Consider the following 17,177-nt stretch of genomic DNA (forward strand, 5'->3'; position numbering starts at 1 on the left):
TCGCCGCCGGCTCGGCGCCCGGTGCGGCGTCGGCATGCCGGTCACCGGACGAGCGTCGACGCCGGGACGTCCCTGCCCGGATCGACCCGGCCGTCGTCCGACAGCGGTTCCAGGTCTGAAGGCAGCCGGGGAACCGCGGACAGCAACATTCGGGTGTACGCGTCGGCCGGCTCGGTCAGCACCCGGTCGGTCGCGCCGGACTCCACCACCCGCCCGTCGCGCAGCACCATCACCTGCGCGCAGAGCTGACTGACGACCGCCAGGTCGTGCGAGACCAGCACCAGGGTGAGCCCGTACCGGTCCACGAGCTCCCGGAGCAGGTCGACGATCTGTTGCCGTACCGACACGTCCAGCGCGCCGACCGGTTCGTCGGCCAGCAGCAGCCGGGGGCGCGGTGCCAGGGCGCGGGCGATCGCGATCCGCTGTCGTTGTCCCCCGGAGAACTCGTGCGGGTAGCGCCGGCCATCGTCGGGGTGCAGCCCGACCGCCGTGAGTACCTCGGCCACCCGGCGCGCCCGCTCCTCCCGGTTCGGGGCGAGGCGCAGTGACCGCAGCGGCTCCGCGATGATCGAGGCGACCGACATCCGGGGATCGAGCGAGGACCGCGGATCCTGGAAGACCACCTGCACCTGTCGGCGGAAGTCACGCGCGTCGACCCGGTCGAGCGGTTGCCCGGCGAACCGAACCTGGCCCGAGGTCGGCCGGTCCACCCCGAGCAGCAGCCGGAGCAGTGTGCTCTTGCCCGCGCCGGACTCCCCGACGATGCCGAGGCTGGTGCCCGCCCGGATGTTCACGTCGACGTCGTCGAGCGCCGGCGCCGGCCGTCCCGGGTAGCGGCGGGTCAGGTGTTGCCCGGTGAGGATCAGGTCGCCGGCGGCGGTCGGCTGTGCGGTCTGCTTCGGCTGGTCAGCGCTGCCCGGCTCCGCGGGCCGCTCCGGCGCCGCCGCGGCGGTCGGCTCCGGTCCGGCGGGCACCGCCTGGCCGGCCAGCCGGGTCACCGCCAGGGCACTGCGCACCAGGCGCCGGGCGTACCCGGACCGGGGACGGCGCAAGACGTCGTCCACGCTCCCCGACTCGACCACCCGGCCGTGCCGCATCACGACCAGGTCCCGGGCCAACCCGGCGACCACCGGCAGGTCGTGGCTGATGAACAGCAGGGCCACCCCGGTCTGGGCCACGAGTTCCCCGAGGAGCTCCAGGACCTGCGCCTGGACCGTGACGTCCAGGGCGGTGGTCGGCTCGTCGGCGATGAGCACCCGGGGTCGGCAGGCCAGGGCCATGGCGATCGCGACCCGCTGCCGCTGACCGCCGGAGAGCTGGTGCGGCAGTGCCCGGGCGAGCCGGGCCGGGTCGGGCAGGTGCACCCGGGCGAGCCACCGGACCGCCTCGGCCTCGGCGTCGGCCCGGTTGAGCCCGTGATGCATCCGGAGGGGTCCGGTGAGCTGGCGGCCGACCGGCATCAGCGGGTCGAGGGCGGTCAGCGGCTCCTGGAAGACCACGCCCAGGGTTCGACCGCGGACCCGTCGCCACTCCCGGTCGGGTCGACCCAGCAGGTCCCGGCCGTCGACCACGACCCGGCCGCTGGCCCGCATCCCGTCCGGCAACAGCCCGAGCAGCGCCAGCGCGGTCAGCGACTTGCCCGAGCCCGACTCGCCGATCAGACCCACCCGGTCACCCGCGTCGAGCCGGAGATTGACCCCGCTGACCAGCGTTCCGTCGGGAGCGCTGACCGAGAGGTCCTCCGCGGCCAGGATGGTCATCGAATCTCCTCCCCGTGCCCGGCGGCGCGACCCGGTCGGCCGGGGCGGCGGCGGTCCCGGCCACGGCCGGGGCGGGTGGCCGTGCCGCGCCTCGGTCGGCGCAGCTCCGGATCGAGGACCTCCCGCAGACCGTCGCCGAGCAGGTTGACCCCGATCACCGTGGCGGAGACCGCCAGACCGGGCAGAATCGCGTTCCACGGCGCCACGGCCACCGTCGACTGCGCCTCCTGGAGCATCCGCCCCCAGGACGGTGTGGGCGGGGGAGTGCCCAGCCCGAGGTAGGACAGCGACGCCTCGGCGATCACCGCGATCCCGAACGCGAGGGTGACCTGTACGAGCAGGGTGTGCCAGATGTTGGGCAGGACGTGCCGGACGAGGATCGCCAGTGGACCGGTGCCGCAGGTGCGGGCCGCCAGCACGTAGTCCTGGGTGAGGATCCGGCTGGCCGAGATGCGGGTCAGCCGGGCGACCTCGGCCGACACACCGACGCCGATCGCCACGATCGCCACCAGGCTCGACGCCCCGTACCCGGTGACGAGCAGCATCGCCAGCAGCAGGGTGGGAAAAGCGATCACGACGTCGATCAGGCCGATCACCGCGCTGTCGATCCGCCGGCCCCCGCCCGCGGCGAGGAGGCCGAGCGGGACGCCCACCGCGACGGCGACCGCGACCGCGGCCAGCCCGATCCAGACCGCGGTACGGGCGCCCAGCATGAGCAGGCTGAACTGGTCCCGGCCGAGCCGGTCGGTGCCGGCCCAGTGCTGCGCGGACGGGGCGGCGAGCCGGCTGCCCGGCTGCGGCGGGTCCATCCCGTACGGGGTCCAGAAGAGCGAGACCACGGCCAGGCCGAGGACGAGGCCGAGCAGCACCAGTCCGACCACCAACGACGGTGACCCGCCCCGACTCCGTGATACGACCGGCACGGCCCGGTCCGTGCCCCCGGCCCGGGCGGTCACGCCCGACCTCGCAGCCGCGGGTCGATGAGCCGCTGGACGACGTCGACGACGAGCCCCACCAGCAGCACGGTGGCGGTCATGAGGAAGACCGTTCCCTGCACGACGGGCAGGTCCCGGGCCTGCACGCTGGAGAGCAGCAGGGTGCCCAGCCCGGGCAGCGCGAAGACGCTCTCGATCACCACCGTGCCGAGTAGTGAGCTGGCCAGCAGGACGCCGAGCACGTTCACCACCGGGGCGGCGCCGTTGCGCAGCCCGTGCCGCCACAGGGCCCGGGGCAGGCTGTACCCGAGCGAACGGGCGGTGCGCAGGTAGTCCTGGTGCAGCACGTCCAGCGTGGCCGAGCGGACGTACCGAATCAGCAGGGACGCCTGCGCGACGGTGAGGGTGAGCACCGGCAGTACCAACGACTCGACGGCACCTCCCGGATCTCGCCACCCGACCCTGGGGAACCCGCCCGGTGGCAGTAGCCGCCACCGCACCGCGACCAGCCAGACCAGGAGGATGCCCAGCCAGAAGACCGGCAGCGCGATGCCGAGCTGGGCGAGGCCGGAGAGCACCACCCCGAGGAGACCGCGCCGGCGGACCGCCGCCAGTACGCCGACGGGTACGGCCACCAGGGCCGAGGCGACGAACGCGCTGAGCGCGAGCGGCAGGGTCACCGGCAGGCGCTCGGTGATCTGGTCGAGCACCGGGGTACGGGTGAACAGGCCCTCGCCGAGGTCGCCGGTGAGCAGCCCGCCGAACCAGTCGACGTACTGGGCGAGCAGGGGACGGTCGGTGCCGAGCTGCCGCCGGACCGCGTCGTACTGCTCGGGTGACGAGCCGATCCCGAGCAGGGTCACCGCGGGGTCGCCGGGCAGGACCCGGAGCAGGAGGAACACCGCCGACGCCGCCACCACCAGCGAGCCGAGCAGCCAGCCGATCCGGCGGAGCAGCCAGCCGAGCCCGGCGCGGCTCCGGTCAGCGCCGCTTGCTGATCGGCGCCACATAGAAGCTGTCCGTGGTGTTGTTCTTCTGGTAGCCGGTCACCGCCGACGAGGCGATCTTGATTGCCGGGTTGAGGTAGAGCCAGTCACTGGCGGCGTCCTCGGAGATCTGTCGGGCCACCTTCCGCAGCAGCTCGGTCTGCTCCTGCGGCGTCGCCGCGGTCTCCGAGGCGGCCACCCACTGCTGCACCTGCGGGTTGTCGTACTGCCAGTAGAAGTCCGGGTCGCCGTACCAGATGAGGTCGCGCTGGTTGACGTGGGTCATGATCGTGGCCTGGTAGTTGTGCCGCTGGTAGACCTTGTCGGTCCAGGTCGCGTCGTCGACCGGGTTGAGCGAGATGGTGATCCCGACCTGGGCGAGTTGGTTCTTCAGACCCTGGGCGATGATGGTGCTGGAGTCGGAGGGCACGTAGTCGACGGTGAAGGTGAGCCCGTCCGCGTACCCGGCCTTGGCCAGCAGCTCCCTCGCGCTCGCCGGATCGTGGTCGTCGATGCCGGTCAGGTCCTCGTACCACGGGTCGGTCGGCGGCACCATCGAGCCGAGAATCTGCCCGCGCCCGGCCCACACGGCGTTCAGCAGGGCCCTGCGGTCGGTGGCCCGGCGGATCGCCCTCCGGACGTCGACGTTGTTGAACGGCGCGATCGCGTTGTTGACGACGAACAGCTCCTTGGTTGTCGAGGTGCCCTCGACGATGGTGAACTCCGGCCGGTTCTCGAACTGGGTGAGGACGTCCGGTGACGTGACCTGGGTGACCAGGTCGAGCTGCCCGGCGAGCAGCGCGTTGTGCTCGGCGGTGGCGTCGGTGAAGAACCGGTAGACGACCTCCCTGTTCCTCGCCGGCTCACCCCAGTACCGGTCGTTGCGGGTGAGGGTGATCGAGTCGCCCTTCTTCCACTCGCTGAGGACGTACGGGCCGGTGCCGATGACCGTGGTGTCCGGGTTGCCGACCCCCGGCTTGGTCACGGCCGCGCCCGTCGTGGTGAGGTAGAACAGGAACGACTGGGAGCGCGCGGAGAGCACCACCCGGACCGTCGCGTCGTCCGGCGCGGTGATCTCCTTCATGATCGAGAGGTTCTTCTTCCGCGCGCTGGTCGACTCGTCGGAGATCACCCGCTTCAGGGTGGTCACCACGTCGGCGGCCCGGAGCGGGGTGCCGTCCGAGTAGGTGACCCCGGGGCGGAGACGGAACGTGTACTCCGTGCCGTCGGGGGAGATGTCCCAGGAGGCGGCGAGCAGCGGCTCGACCGTACCGTCGTCGGTCAGGACCGTCAGACCCTCGACGACGTTGCGGAGCAGGACCTGGGCGTGTCCGGTGTTGCCGCCCTTGACGGTGTTCAGGGTCGTCGGCTCGGTGAGCGATCCGATCGTGATGGTCGCGTCGGGATCCGGCGTTCCGGATCCGGAGGCGTTGTCGGTGGCGCCGCCGCAGGCCGAGAGGAGCAGGGCGGCGGTCGTCGCCACCGCGGTGGCGAGGAGCCCGAGCGGGCGTCGGCGGTAGGCGGGGGGCATGTGTTGCTCCAGGAAGGACGGTGCCGTCCGACGGCACCGGATGTCGTACGTGCTACGGACACCCGCGCTCGGTGGGCCGGGTGCGGTGTTCGCCGGGCGGAGCGAGGGTGGGAGAACGGTGGTGAGAAGGCCGAGACGGCGTCGGGGTCGTCAGCGACAACAGTGGCGGCGCCCCGGCACCATGCCGGAGGCGGGCCCGATGTGCCAGGTCAGGGCCGTGGTGTTCATGCCGTGAGGCTACCGGTTCCGCGGTATTTCCTACTATCCCGATCGGAGTGGCCTTGACCACGTCGGCCTGCGCTGATGCCGGGTGGGTCACGCGCCACCGCCTCCGCACCGAGCCGGCGATCACGCTGCCGGCGATCGCGCGCCATCGCGGCGTGGCGTCACCACCGCCCGCCGGAGTGCGGTGCGGACGCGCCGAGGCGGCCACCAGGGCGAGGATGTGACGCCGGTTGCCCACCGGCCGCACGGGACGGCTCCACAGCCGGACGTCCCGGCTCCGCCCCCCGGGCGTTCCGGCCCGGGCGGGAGCCGGGTGGGTCGGCGGCGGCCCCGGGACGCCCTGACAGAATGACGGTGCAGACCGCCGGTCCCCGGACCGCCCGCGACACGTGAGGAGACACTTGCCGTGATCCGTACCCATCACGCCGGCACCCTGCGCGCCACGGACGCCGGCAGCACGGTGACCCTCGCCGGCTGGGTCGCCCGACGGCGGGACCACGGGGGCGTGATCTTCGTTGATCTGCGCGACGCCTCCGGCGTGGTGCAGGTGGTGTTCCGCGAGGACATGGAGTCGGCGCACGCGCTGCGCAACGAGTACTGCGTCCGGATCACCGGCGAGGTGACCCGCCGCCCCGAGGGGAACGAGAACCCGGAACTCGCCACCGGCGAGGTCGAGGTGACCGCCAGCCGCCTGGAGATCCTCTCCGAGTCGGCGCCGCTGCCGCTCCCGGTGGACGACCAGGTCGAGGCGGGCGACGACGTACGGCTCAAGTACCGCTACCTCGACCTGCGGCGCAGCGGCCCGGCGCGGGCGATGCGGCTGCGCTCGCGGGCCAACCAGCTTGCCCGTAGTGTGCTGCACGCCCGGGACTTCCTGGAGATCGAGACGCCGACGCTGACCCGGTCGACGCCGGAGGGGGCTCGCGACTTCCTGGTGCCGGTGCGGCTCCAGCCGGGTACGTGGTACGCGCTGCCACAGTCTCCGCAGCTGTTCAAGCAGTTGCTGATGGTCAGTGGTCTGGAGCGGTACTACCAGATCGCGCGCTGCTACCGGGACGAGGACTTCCGGGCTGACCGGCAGCCGGAGTTCACCCAGCTCGACATCGAGATGTCCTTCGTCACCGAGGACGACGTCATCGACCTCGGTGAGGAGATCGTCGCCACCCTCTGGCGGGAGCTGGCCGGGTACGAGATTCCCCGCCCGATCCCGCGGATCACCTGGCACGACGCGATGGCCCGGTACGGCTCGGACAAGCCGGACCTGCGCTACGGGGTCGAGCTGACCGAGCTGACCGACTACCTGCGCGGCACGGAGTTCCGGGTCTTCGCCCAGGCGATCGACGCCGGCGGCTACGTCGGCGCGGTGGTGATGCCGGGCGGGGCGGCGCAGAGCCGCAAGGAACTCGACGGCTGGCAGGACTGGGCGCGGGCCCGCGGGGCGCGCGGCCTGGCGTACGTGGTGCTCGACGCGGAGTCCGGCGAGGCGCGCGGGCCGGTGGCGAAGAACCTCTCCGCGGAGCACCTGGCGGGGCTGGCGGACGCGGTGGGCGCCAAGCCGGGCGACGCGATCTTCTTCGCCGCGAGCGGCAACCGGCGGGAGGCGCAGGAGCTGCTCGGCGCCGCCCGGGTCGAGATCGCCAGGCGGGCGGGCCTGGTCGACGAGAACGCGTGGGCGTTCTGCTGGGTGGTCGACGCGCCGATGTTCGAGCGGACCGAGGAGGGCGGCTGGACCGCCGTCCACCACCCGTTCACCTCGCCGAACGACGAGTGGGTGGACCGCTTCGAGGAGGCGCCGGACCAGGCGCTGGCCCACGCGTACGACATCGTCTGCAACGGCAACGAGATCGGCGGTGGTTCGATCCGTATCCACCGGGCCGACGTCCAGCGCCGGGTCTTCGACCTGCTCGGGATCACCCCGGAGGAGGCCGCCGACAAGTTCGGCTTCCTCCTGGAGGCCTTCAAGTACGGCCCGCCGCCGCACGGCGGCATCGCCTTCGGCTGGGACCGGGTCTGCATGCTGCTCGCCGGCGCGGAGTCGATCCGCGAGGTGATCGCGTTCCCCAAGACCCGGGGCGGGTTCGACCCGCTGACCGGCGCGCCGACGCCGATCACCGCCCAGCAGCGGGCCGAGGCGGGCATCGACGCGAAGCCGAGGCCGGTCCCCGCGGCGCACGGGGGGACGGCGGGGGTGGCGGCCCCGGTCGAGCCATCCTGACAGATCGGCGAGGGTCGGGTCCGGCACGGCGGCGCCGTCGGCTCGGGGTTGAGCGGGCGGGGTCGGCGGGCCGGACCGACCGGTGCGGCGGGGGTGGCCGGCAATGCGGTTGTGTCGGCCACTCATACTCGGAACATGGCGCCGAATCCTGACCTGATCATCAACATAGACCCGGGTGAGGCGGGGTCCGAGACCATCCGGACCGTCGTCCTGCCCTGGTCCGGGCAGAGCATCCCGGTACGGATCCCGCCCGGCATGACCGACGGGGCGATACTCCAGCTGCCCGGCCTTGGCCCGGCGACGGCGCCCGGCGGGCCACCTCGTGACGCGTACGTGCAGGTCCGGATCGTCCCCGGGGCGGCCGGCCCGGTCCCGCCGGCGGCGCCCTCCGGTCCGGGTGCCCCGACCTCGGCGTCGCCGTTCGGCGCGACCCCGCCCACCGCGCCCCTCGGCGCCGTACCACCGACCTCGACCCCGCCGACCACCTCCTTCGGTGCGGTACCGCCGGCCTCCGCGCCGCCGACGGCGCAGTACGGTGCGGTGCCGCCGACGTCCGGCCCGCCGACCGCGCCCTTCGGCCCGTACCCGCCCGCCGCGCCGCCGCCCGCGCGGGGATCGGGGAAGGGCAAGATCCTCGCCATCGTCGGCGGTGCGGTCGCCGTCGTGCTGCTGGTCGTCCTCGCGGTGCCGGTGGTGTTCTGGGTCAGCCGGGACTCCGGCGGTGCCCCGTCGAACCAGGCCGGCACCGCGCCGGCGGGCGCCGACCCGTCGCCGAGCGCCACCCCGATCAGCCCGCAGGAGTACCAGACCCTGCTGACCGCGGTCGACAAGTCGGTGGACGACGCGTTCGCGAAGCTCCGCGAGGCGAAGAACCCCAAGGCGGTCGGGACGGCGGTTGACGGCATCGAGGCCGCCGTCGAGGAGCAGATCGCGGCATTGAGCAAGATCACCCCGCCGCCGAACGTCGCCACCGCGCACGCCGACCTGCTCAGCGGGCTGGAGGCGCTGGTCGACTCGCTGGCCGAGACCGGCTCGGCGGCCGGGGCCGGTGAGGTCTGCGTCGGCTCGTCGGCGCTCGCCCGGCTCAGCCGGGAGTCCTCGGCGGAGGAGGTACGCGCCGCCCAGCAGGCGCTGGCGACCGCAGACCCGGCGCAGCCGTACCAGGTTGGGAGCCTCGTCCCGGAGAAGACCTCGGACAGCAACCGGCGGCTCAGCAACGGCAAGTTCCTCAAGCGCACCAAGAGCGGCCTCGGACAGCTCAAGATCGAGAATGGTGGCAGCAGCGACTCGGTCATCAACCTCGTACGGAGTGGCTCCAAGAGCCCGATGGTGAGCGTGTACGTCCGGGCCAAGGGCAAGTTCACGGTCACCGGCGTCCGGGACGGCACGTACCGGATCTACATGACCGGCGGCAAGGACTGGGACGGCAAGGCCAAGGCGTTCAGCCGCGACTGCAGCTTCCAGCGGTTCGAGGACACCTTCAAGTTCACCACCACCTCGACGCAGTACACGATCTGGACCATCACGCTGACCCCGACGGTCGGCGGTAACGCGCGGACCAGCGACGTCGATCCGAGCTCCTTCCCGGGGAGCTGATTCCCTCCGGGGCCGATCACGAGCCCGCCCCGGCCGCCTCCCGCGGCCCGGGCGGGCTCCGTCGTCTCCGGCACCGGAGGCCTATGCACACGTTCTCTGCACAACTAGTGTGCAAAGACATTGTGCAAATGTTCTGTGCACAGCTATTGTGCATTCATGACCGCCTCCCCATCCGACGGGCAACCCTCCATCGTCCGGCTCGACGCCGACCAGATCCGCGTCCTGGCACACCCGCTGCGAGCCCGGCTGCTCGCGGCGCTGCGGTCGGACGGGCCGGCCACCGCCACCCGGCTCGCCGAGGTGCTCGGCACCAACACCGGCGCGACCAGCTACCACCTGCGACAGCTCGCCCAGGCGGGCCTGGTGGTGGAGGAGGCGGAGCGCGGCACCGGCCGGCAGCGCTGGTGGCGGGCCGCCCACCAGCTCAGTAACTGGCACGCCACCGACTTCGACGACCAGCCCGACGCCGCCGCGGCGGCCGACTGGCTCTACCGGAACGCCCTGCGGGTCCACGCCGAGCAGGCCGAGCGGTGGATCGAGACCCAACGCGACTACCCGGCGGAGTGGCGGGAGGCGGCCGAACTCTCCGACTGCCTGCTCCGGCTCACCCCGCACCAGCTCCGGCAGCTCATCGACGAACTACACGCCGTCCTCGACCGCTACCGGCACGCCCTCGTACCGGTCGACACCCCGCCGGGAGGCCAGGAGCCCGCCGCACCGGACGGCACCGAACGGGTGTTGCTCTACCTGCACGCCTTCCCGGTCCGCGGCCCGATTCCGCTCGCCGCACCCCGGCCCGCCGCTCCTGCCGCCGACGAGGAGACGCGATGATCTCGCTCACCCCCACCCAGGTTCGCCGGCGCTACCTGGTCCTGCACGGGCTGCGTTGGCTGCCCGTCGGCTTCCTCATCCCGGTGCTCACCCTGCTGCTGGAGCGCGGGCTGACCCTGCCCCAGGTCGGGCTGGTCGCCGCGGTGCAGGGCCTGGTCGTCTTAGCGTTGGAGCTGCCCACCGGCGGGCTCGCCGACGCGCTCGGCCGCAAGCCCGTGCTCGTCGTCGCCACCGTCGTCAACCTAGGCTCGTTGGGCCTGGCGCTGGTCGCCGACTCGTTCCCGCTGTTCTTCCTGGTCTTCCTGCTCCAGGGGATCTACCGGACGCTGGACAGCGGCCCCCTCGAGTCGTGGTACGTCGACGCCACGCTCGCCGTCGACCCCGGGGCGCGGTACGAGCGCGGGCTCAGCGCCGGAGGAGTCGTGCTCGGCCTCTGCATCGGCGGCGGGGCGCTGCTCGCCGGCGGCCTGGTGGCGCTCGGCCCGCTCGGTCCGTTCAGTGCGCTCACGGTGCCGGTCCTCGCCGCGGTCGCCCTGGAGGTTGTCACCCTGGTTGCCCTGCTCCTGCTCCTCGTGGAGGTACGCCCCGCCGGCGGGGTCGGCTCGCTGCGGGGCTCGCTGCGGGCCGTGCCGGACGTGATCGGCGGCGCGATCGGTCTGCTGCGCCGCTCCCGGATCGTGCTGGCCCTGGTCGCGGTGGAGCTGTTCTGGGGCTTCGGCATGGTCACCTTCGAGGCGCTGCTGCCGGTCCGCCTCTCCGAGGTGCTCGGCGACGCGGACCGCGCGGCGGCCCTGCTCGGCCCCACCGGCTCGGCGGCCTGGCTCGCCTCCGCCGCCGGCTCTGGGCTGATCGGCTACGCCGGCCGGTGGCTGGGCGCTCCGCTGACCGCCGGGCTGCTGCGGGTCATCCAGGGGGCCACGGTGGTCGGGATGGCGCTGCTCGCCGGACCGGCCGGGATCATCGTCGCCTACCTGCTCTGCTATGCCGTGCACGGGGCGTCGAACCCCCTGCACATGGGGCTGTTGCACCGGCAGGTCGACGGGCCGTACCGCAACAGCGTCGTCTCGCTCAACTCGATGATGGCCCAGCCGGCCGGCGCGCTGGGCGGGGTGGTGCTGACCGCGCTGGCGGCGGCGACCTCGGTCAGCACCGCGATGCTGGTCGGCGCCGTGGTGCTCGCGGTCGCCGCGCCGCTCTACCTCCCGGCGTGGCGGGCCTCGCGGGGCGGGGCGGATGCCGCCACCCCCGAGCCGACGAGCCGTGTCGCCCCGCCGCCACCCGCCCCGCGTACGCCGGTCGAGGGGGCCGTACCGGTCGACTGACCCCGCTCGTCGCCGGCGTCGTCGGTCTCGCCCTCCACCAGGCCGCCATCGGTCGGGTTCGGGCGGTGGCGGGCGGGACGCCGGCCCGCTCGGGGCTGATTCGCCGACTGTCCACGGGCCCGGTCAACGACGCATTTTCGGCATCGGAAAGTGGGCCGGTAATGTCAGCGTGATGGAGTCCGACGGCCTATTTTCACTTGTCGATCCCGGTGGCGGGCCCCCCGCCACGCCCGGGGCCGGCGCCGCCGGCCTCACCGCACCCACCCCGGCCTCGCCGCTGCCGGTCCGGATGCGCCCGGCCAGTCTCGACGAACTGGTGGGGCAGGACCATCTCCTGGCCCCGGGCTCCCCGCTGCGGCAGCTGGTGAGCGGGTCGGCACCGATGTCGGTGATCCTCTGGGGGCCGCCCGGCTGCGGCAAGACGACCATCGCCCACCTGGTCGCGCGGGCCACCGAGCGGCGCTTCGTGGCGATGTCCGCCCTCTCGGCCGGGGTTCGGGACGTCCGCGCGGTCATCGAGACGGCCCGGCGGGAACGCCGGTCCGGCGGGCCACCGACGGTGCTCTTCATCGACGAGGTACACCGGTTCAGCAAGACGCAGCAGGACTCGCTGCTGGCAGCGGTGGAGGACCGGACGGTGACCCTGCTGGCCGCCACCACCGAGAACCCGTACTTCTCGGTCATCTCCCCGCTGCTCTCCCGGTGCGTGCTGCTCACCCTCCAGCCGCTGGACGACGAGGCGGTCCGCACCCTGCTGCGCCGCGCGGTCGCCGACGAGCGCGGCCTCGGCGGCACGCTGACGCTCGCCGCGGAGGCCGAGGACCATCTGGTACGCCTCGCCGGCGGCGACGTGCGCAAGGCGCTGACCGCGCTGGAGGCGGCGGCCGGCTCCGCGCGGGCCCGGGGCGGCACGGTGATCGACCTGACCACCGCCGAACAGGCGGTCGACGTCGCCGCGGTCCGGTACGACCGGAACGGCGACGCGCACTACGACGTGACCAGTGCGTTCATCAAGAGCATGCGGGGCTCCGATGTGGACGCCGCGCTGCACTGGCTGGCCCGGATGCTGGTGGCGGGGGAGGACCCGAGGTTCATCGCCCGACGGATCGTGATCTTCGCGAGCGAGGACGTCGGGATGGCCGACCCGAGCGCGCTGAGCGTGGCGACCGCCGCCGCCCACGCCGTGGAGTACGTCGGCCTGCCGGAGGCGCAGCTCAACCTGGCGCAGGCGGTGATCCACCTGGCAACGGCGCCGAAGTCCAACTCCACGACCACCGCGATCAGTGCGGCGATCGCCGACGTCCGCGCCGGCCGGGGCGGCCCGGTGCCGCGGGCGCTGCGCGACGCGCACTACCCGGGATCGCGGGGGCTCGGGCACGGGACCGGTTACCGCTACCCGCATGACGATCATCGGGGCGTGGTCACCCAGCAGTACGCGCCGGACGACCTGGTCGGGGTCGACTACTACCGGCCGACCGAGCACGGTGCGGAGCGGGCGGTGAGCGTCCGGCTGCCGGTGCTCCGTCGTATCGTCCGTGGCCAGGCTGGTCCGCCCGCCGACGACGGTGCGCGGACCGCGGCGGGAACGGGTCCGGCCTCGGCCGGGCGGAGCGCGAACGGCCGGGCGGCGGATCGGACGGCGGCGGCGAGTGCGGCCGGCCGGGTGGCGGGGGGTGACCGAAAGGTCGCCGGCGGCCCAGAGAACGGCCGGAAGGCCCAGGACAGCGGCGGAGAATCGGTGGGGGAGGCGCACCAGTGAGATCGCGCGGTTCGGACCGGGGCGAGGACGGCCGCGACGACGAGCGGCGGGAACCACGGGCCAGGGGCCGCCGGTGGGGTCGGGGCAGGTCGGAGGAGACACCCGCGGAGCCGGAGGTCAGCGGCGAGGAGCTCGGCTGGATCGCGGACCTGCGTACCGCCAAGGAGCAGCGTTCCGCGATCGGCCCCGGAGACGCGATCCCGGTGGAGCGGCCGGAGCGGCTGTCCGGTGCGGCGGAGCCGCCACCGGAGCGGGGTCGGGGTCTGCCCGGCGCGCCGGACCCGGCCGGCGCCGGGGCGGCCCCGGGGCCGGCGGCGCCGACGGGGTCACCGGCGCCGGGGCCCGCCGAGCGGGCCGGCCGGCTCGGCGGGCCGGCGCCCCACGCCGGTCCGGTCTCGGGTGCCGGTCCGGTGCCGAGTGGTCCCCCGGCGCCGGGCGTCATCGCGCCAGGGCCGGGACCCTGGTCGCGGTCGGCGGCCGAGCGGCGCCCGTCGGACGAGACGCCGTCGCGCGGTGCCCGAACCGGCGGTCCGCCCGGCACCGCGCCCGACGCCGCTCCCGGCACGGCTCGCCACCCTCGTTCCGGAGCCGTCCCGGTCGAGCCCGCTCTCGGGCGGCCGGCGGCCGGAATCCACCCGGGGGAGCGCACCGGGGGACGCCACCTGGCGCCACCGACGCCGACCCCGGCCCCACCCGGGGGGCGGCACAGTCACGCGGCCCCGGGCGACAACTTCGTGGTTCCCACGTCCGGTAACGCCCCGCCGGTGCCGACGGTCTCCGGGCCGGGCGCGCCGGGACGTGCCGGTGGGCCGCTCACCCCGGGCGCCACGTCCCGGCCCGGCGTGCACAGCGGACCCCCGGTCTCACCAGGTGTGACGCCCGGAGCGCACACCGTGCCCGGCGGGCCGCCACTGCGTCCGGCGGGATCCCCGCTGGTGACCGGTGACACCTCCGGTGGTCCCGGAGCCGCGGGCCGCGGAGCGGGTCCGACTCCTCGTCCCGCGGTCGGCGTCCCGGCCCCGGAGCCCCAGCGTGCCGGCCCCCGGCACGGCCGGCACGAAGCCGCCCCGGAGGGTGGCGACGCGTCGGACTCGACGCCACGGCTCCGGCGTGGTGTCGAGCCCGCACCCGACCCCCGGTCGCCGGGTGCCGTGACCGCCGGCGGCCGGCACAGCGGCGCGCTGCCGGTCGTCCCCGGCGGACCGGGGCAGGCCGCCCCGAACCCGACACACGTGCGCCCGGAGGTCTCGCCGGTCGGCGGGCCCCGGGTCGGAGCCCCGTTGGTCCCGCCCGTGCCGCGGGTCGACGCTCCCCGGGCGCCCGGCGCTCCGCCGGGTACGGGCCCGACGGCACCCGGCAGCCCAACCGACGCGACCCCGGCTCCGGCGGGTGGTCCTCGGCACGCCGGCCCCGATGCTCCGGCCGGTGGGCCCCGACGCACGGGCCCCGACGCCCGGGCCGGTGTCGTCCGCGTCCCCGGCCTGGGCCGGACCGCCGACGGTCCGGCCAGTGGGTCGCCCGGGACACCGGGCGCGGCGGACCTCGGCCGGAGCGCCGCGTCGGCTCCCAGCACGACCCCGGATCGACCTCGACCGGTCCCGGGGCAGGTCTCAGGAATGCCGGGGGCACCCGGCCGACCCGAACCCGAGGTGCGGTCGACGCCGGGCGAGCCCGGCCCGGCCGTGGCCCGCGCGACGGCGCGGCCTGGCTCGCCCGCCCGGCCGGCCGACGCGCCGGCGGCACGGGCGGGCGCGACGGTGCCGGCGCCGGACGCGCGGGCGAGCGCGGCGGTGTCGCCGGACGTCTCCGCCGGGGCGGGGGTGGCGGTACCGCCCGGCGGACCCGGCCGAGCAGCTCCGGTGACGCCGGATCCGGTCAGGTCAAGCGATCCGGGTGGGTCGACCGAGCCGGGCTCGCCTACCGGCTCCGCCGCGCCGGCCGGTGCCGAGCCGCGGCCCGACGGCGGGCAGCCCGCGGGCGGGCCGGGGGCGCCGGGCCGGTCCGACACCGCAACCGGTGAACGGGAACCGGTGCGGGGCGCCCGGGCGGAACTCCGCCGCCAACTCCGCGAGCAACGCCGGCTCCGTACCATCGCCCTCCTGCTGGCGAGCCTGCTGGTGCTCGGCGCGCTGCCGACGTACTTCGGGATCCGAGCCGCGACCCGGGATCCGGTCTTCACCGCGCTCGACGCCCTGGCCGTGCCGGCCTGGGCCGAGCGGGACATCGTGGACGGCGTCAGCGGAAGCCGGTGGTGCCTGCTCGAGTGCCGGTTCCGCGAGCGAACGATCGAGTCCGAGCGCCCCTGGGAGGAGACTGCCCGGGCCTACGAGTCCGCGCTGACCCAGGAGGGCTGGCGGCCCTGGAAGGTGGATCTCTGCCCGGAGCAGCCGGTGGAGAACCAGCACTACAGCTGCTGGCGCCGCGACGAGTTGACGCTCGACCTCTGGGTACGGCCACCCACCTGCCAGGAGGTCCTGCCGGACCAGCCGACGGTGCCCTCGGCCGGGGACGCCGAGTCCGGCGACGCCGCGGCGCCGGGCGGTACGGACTGCCGGGGGTCGGTGGTTTCGATCAAGGTGCGGAACGCGATCGCGGACGACCGAACCGGGCCGCGGCCCAGCACGGATCCGTCGCTGACAGGCGTGGATCCGGACCCCCTGCCGACGGGCGATCCGCTCAGCGACCTGCTGCCGACTCCGACCCCGTCGTGAGGCCAGCGACCCGTGCCCCCGGGCGGGCTCCCGGTCCCGCCTCATGATTCCCCGGTGTGGACCCGTGGTTCCCCGGGGGATGGGTCGTCTCCCGCGTGGACCCCGTCGTGCTACCGGCGATCGTCACCGACGGTAGGGTTGGCGGTTGGTACTCCGGTGGGCGTTCCGGTCCGGCTGCCGAGCGGTGGCGCGGCGGGTGTCCGGGTGAGACGGTCGCGCGGTTTCGAGACGGTGCATAGAGGAGGACACGGGTGGACGCTGGAGAACTCGGCCAGATCGCCGCGCTCGTCGCGGCCGGAGCGTTCCTGCTGCTGGTGCTGCTGCTGGCCAGGCCGATCTGGCGGCTGGGTAACACCGTCGAGGCGGCGACCCGGGCGATCAACGACATCAACGAGCGTACGGCGCCGCTGCTCACGAACATGAACGTCACGATCGAGAACGTGAACACCGCGCTCGGACAGGTGCACACCTCGCTCGACGGAGTCAACATCCAGCTCGCCAAGATCGATACGATGACCGGCCACGCCCAGACCGTGACCGCCAACATCGCGAACCTGGCCACCGTGATCTCCGCTGCCGCGGCCAACCCCCTGGTGAAGGTGGCGGCCTTCGGCTACGGCGTCCGCAAGGCCGCGGCCGCGCGCCGCCGCGCCGAGGAGGAGCGCGAGGTGCGGGCCGCGTTGAAGCAGCAGCGGCGGGCCAGCCGCCGGCGCGGCGAGCGGTGACCGCGACCCCGGGCGCGTCCCGCCCCGCACCGACCCCGGGCCCGGGGGAGCCCGCCGGGCGGGCCGGAACCGCCGGCCGCTGGGCCGGACCCACCGACCGGGTCACGTGCCGCCGGCCGGGGCGGCATCGGTGGACCCGCCGCCGGCGAGGCTCCGGCACGGAGAGAGGATGAGGCCATGAAGCGACTGCTCTGGTTGGGCATCGGGCTCGCCATCGGGGCGCTGGTCGTCCGGAAGGTCACCCAGACGGCCCAGGCGTACACCCCCGGCGGGATCGCCCAGTCGTTGTCCGAGTCCGCCGGCGGCCTGGCCCAGGCGCTGCGTGACTTCGTCGACGACGTCCGGGAGGGCATGGCCGAGCGGGAGCAGCAGATCCACCAGGCGTTCGCCGAGGGCGTGGCGTTCGAAGACCAGTACGCCGAGCTGGGGGAGGACCCGCGGCCCGGCGACCGTGAGCTATTTCCGGAGGAAGGCACCCGATGAGAACGGCGGAAGTCAAGCGGCGTTTTCTGGCGCACTTCGAGGCCAACGGTCATGCCGTGGTGCCGTCCGCTCCGCTGCCGGCGATTGATGATCCGAAC

Annotated in this window: 12 protein-coding genes; 8 read left to right on the forward strand and 4 right to left on the reverse strand. The window is 74.3% G+C overall.

Annotated features, from left to right (window positions below):
• Positions 1-41 precede the first annotated feature (41 nt).
• Genes EF879_RS09355 through EF879_RS09370 form a run of 4 tightly spaced genes read right to left on the reverse strand, consistent with a single transcriptional unit; the run spans position 42 to position 5,212 of the window.
• The gene (locus tag EF879_RS09355; protein WP_123556730.1) at positions 42-1,760 is read right to left on the reverse strand and encodes an ABC transporter ATP-binding protein; all 1,719 of its coding nucleotides are present in this window, start codon (positions 1,758-1,760) and stop codon (positions 42-44) included.
• On the reverse strand, positions 1,757-2,683 hold the full coding sequence (locus EF879_RS09360) for an ABC transporter permease (protein ID WP_199736243.1): 927 nt from the start codon (positions 2,681-2,683) through the stop codon (positions 1,757-1,759). Before EF879_RS09360 ends, EF879_RS09355 begins: the two co-directional genes overlap by 4 nt.
• Positions 2,684-2,712: 29 nt before the next feature.
• Positions 2,713-3,705, reverse strand: coding sequence for an ABC transporter permease (locus EF879_RS09365; RefSeq protein WP_123556734.1), 993 nt, complete (start codon positions 3,703-3,705; stop codon positions 2,713-2,715).
• Positions 3,677-5,212: an ABC transporter substrate-binding protein gene (locus EF879_RS09370; RefSeq protein WP_123556736.1), complete on the reverse strand. Its 1,536-nt coding sequence runs from the start codon at positions 5,210-5,212 to the stop codon at positions 3,677-3,679. Before EF879_RS09370 ends, EF879_RS09365 begins: the two co-directional genes overlap by 29 nt.
• Before the next feature lie 631 nt (positions 5,213-5,843).
• Here EF879_RS09370 and aspS point away from each other — a divergent pair.
• The 8 genes from aspS to EF879_RS09410 all read left to right on the forward strand — a co-directional run bounded on the left by aspS (position 5,844) and on the right by EF879_RS09410 (position 17,079).
• Positions 5,844-7,652 (forward strand): aspartate--tRNA ligase, encoded by a 1,809-nt coding sequence (aspS, locus tag EF879_RS09375; protein ID WP_123556738.1) that lies wholly within the window; start codon positions 5,844-5,846, stop codon positions 7,650-7,652.
• Between the two features lie 135 nt (positions 7,653-7,787).
• On the forward strand, positions 7,788-9,248 hold the full coding sequence (locus EF879_RS09380; RefSeq protein WP_123556740.1) for a hypothetical protein: 1,461 nt from the start codon (positions 7,788-7,790) through the stop codon (positions 9,246-9,248).
• A 156-nt stretch (positions 9,249-9,404) separates the two neighbouring features.
• Entirely contained in the window at positions 9,405-10,079 is a 675-nt protein-coding gene (locus EF879_RS09385; protein WP_123556742.1) for a winged helix-turn-helix domain-containing protein, read from the forward strand.
• The gene (locus EF879_RS09390; RefSeq protein ID WP_123556744.1) at positions 10,076-11,401 is read left to right on the forward strand and encodes an MFS transporter; all 1,326 of its coding nucleotides are present in this window, start codon (positions 10,076-10,078) and stop codon (positions 11,399-11,401) included. Before EF879_RS09385 ends, EF879_RS09390 begins: the two co-directional genes overlap by 4 nt.
• A 172-nt stretch (positions 11,402-11,573) precedes the next feature.
• Positions 11,574-13,160, forward strand: a complete 1,587-nt coding sequence (locus tag EF879_RS09395) for a replication-associated recombination protein A (RefSeq protein WP_123556746.1) — start codon at positions 11,574-11,576, stop codon at positions 13,158-13,160.
• Positions 13,161-15,190: 2,030 nt separating this feature from the next.
• Positions 15,191-15,871, forward strand: a complete 681-nt coding sequence (locus EF879_RS09400) for a hypothetical protein (protein ID WP_123556996.1) — start codon at positions 15,191-15,193, stop codon at positions 15,869-15,871.
• 251 nt (positions 15,872-16,122) lie between these two features.
• Positions 16,123-16,596 (forward strand): DUF948 domain-containing protein, encoded by a 474-nt coding sequence (locus EF879_RS09405; protein WP_123556748.1) that lies wholly within the window; start codon positions 16,123-16,125, stop codon positions 16,594-16,596.
• Between the two features lie 177 nt (positions 16,597-16,773).
• Entirely contained in the window at positions 16,774-17,079 is a 306-nt protein-coding gene (locus EF879_RS09410; protein WP_123556750.1) for a hypothetical protein, read from the forward strand.
• Positions 17,080-17,177 lie beyond the last annotated feature (98 nt).

The organism is Micromonospora sp. HM5-17, from assembly GCF_003762835.1.
Classification (GTDB): domain Bacteria; phylum Actinomycetota; class Actinomycetes; order Mycobacteriales; family Micromonosporaceae; genus Plantactinospora.

Excerpts from the sequence above, each read along its gene's own strand:
- EF879_RS09365 (WP_123556734.1), bottom strand. The coding sequence starts at position 3,705 with ATGTGGCGCCGATCAGCAAGCGGCGCTGACCGGAGCCGCGCCGGGCTC.
- EF879_RS09380 (WP_123556740.1), top strand. The coding sequence starts at position 7,788 with ATGGCGCCGAATCCTGACCTGATCATCAACATAGACCCGGGTGAGGCG.
- EF879_RS09355 (WP_123556730.1), bottom strand. The coding sequence starts at position 1,760 with ATGACCATCCTGGCCGCGGAGGACCTCTCGGTCAGCGCTCCCGACGGA.
- EF879_RS09410 (WP_123556750.1), top strand. The coding sequence starts at position 16,774 with ATGAAGCGACTGCTCTGGTTGGGCATCGGGCTCGCCATCGGGGCGCTG.
- EF879_RS09395 (WP_123556746.1), top strand. The coding sequence starts at position 11,574 with ATGGAGTCCGACGGCCTATTTTCACTTGTCGATCCCGGTGGCGGGCCC.
- EF879_RS09390 (WP_123556744.1), top strand. The coding sequence starts at position 10,076 with ATGATCTCGCTCACCCCCACCCAGGTTCGCCGGCGCTACCTGGTCCTG.
- EF879_RS09385 (WP_123556742.1), top strand. The coding sequence starts at position 9,405 with ATGACCGCCTCCCCATCCGACGGGCAACCCTCCATCGTCCGGCTCGAC.
- EF879_RS09370 (WP_123556736.1), bottom strand. The coding sequence starts at position 5,212 with ATGCCCCCCGCCTACCGCCGACGCCCGCTCGGGCTCCTCGCCACCGCG.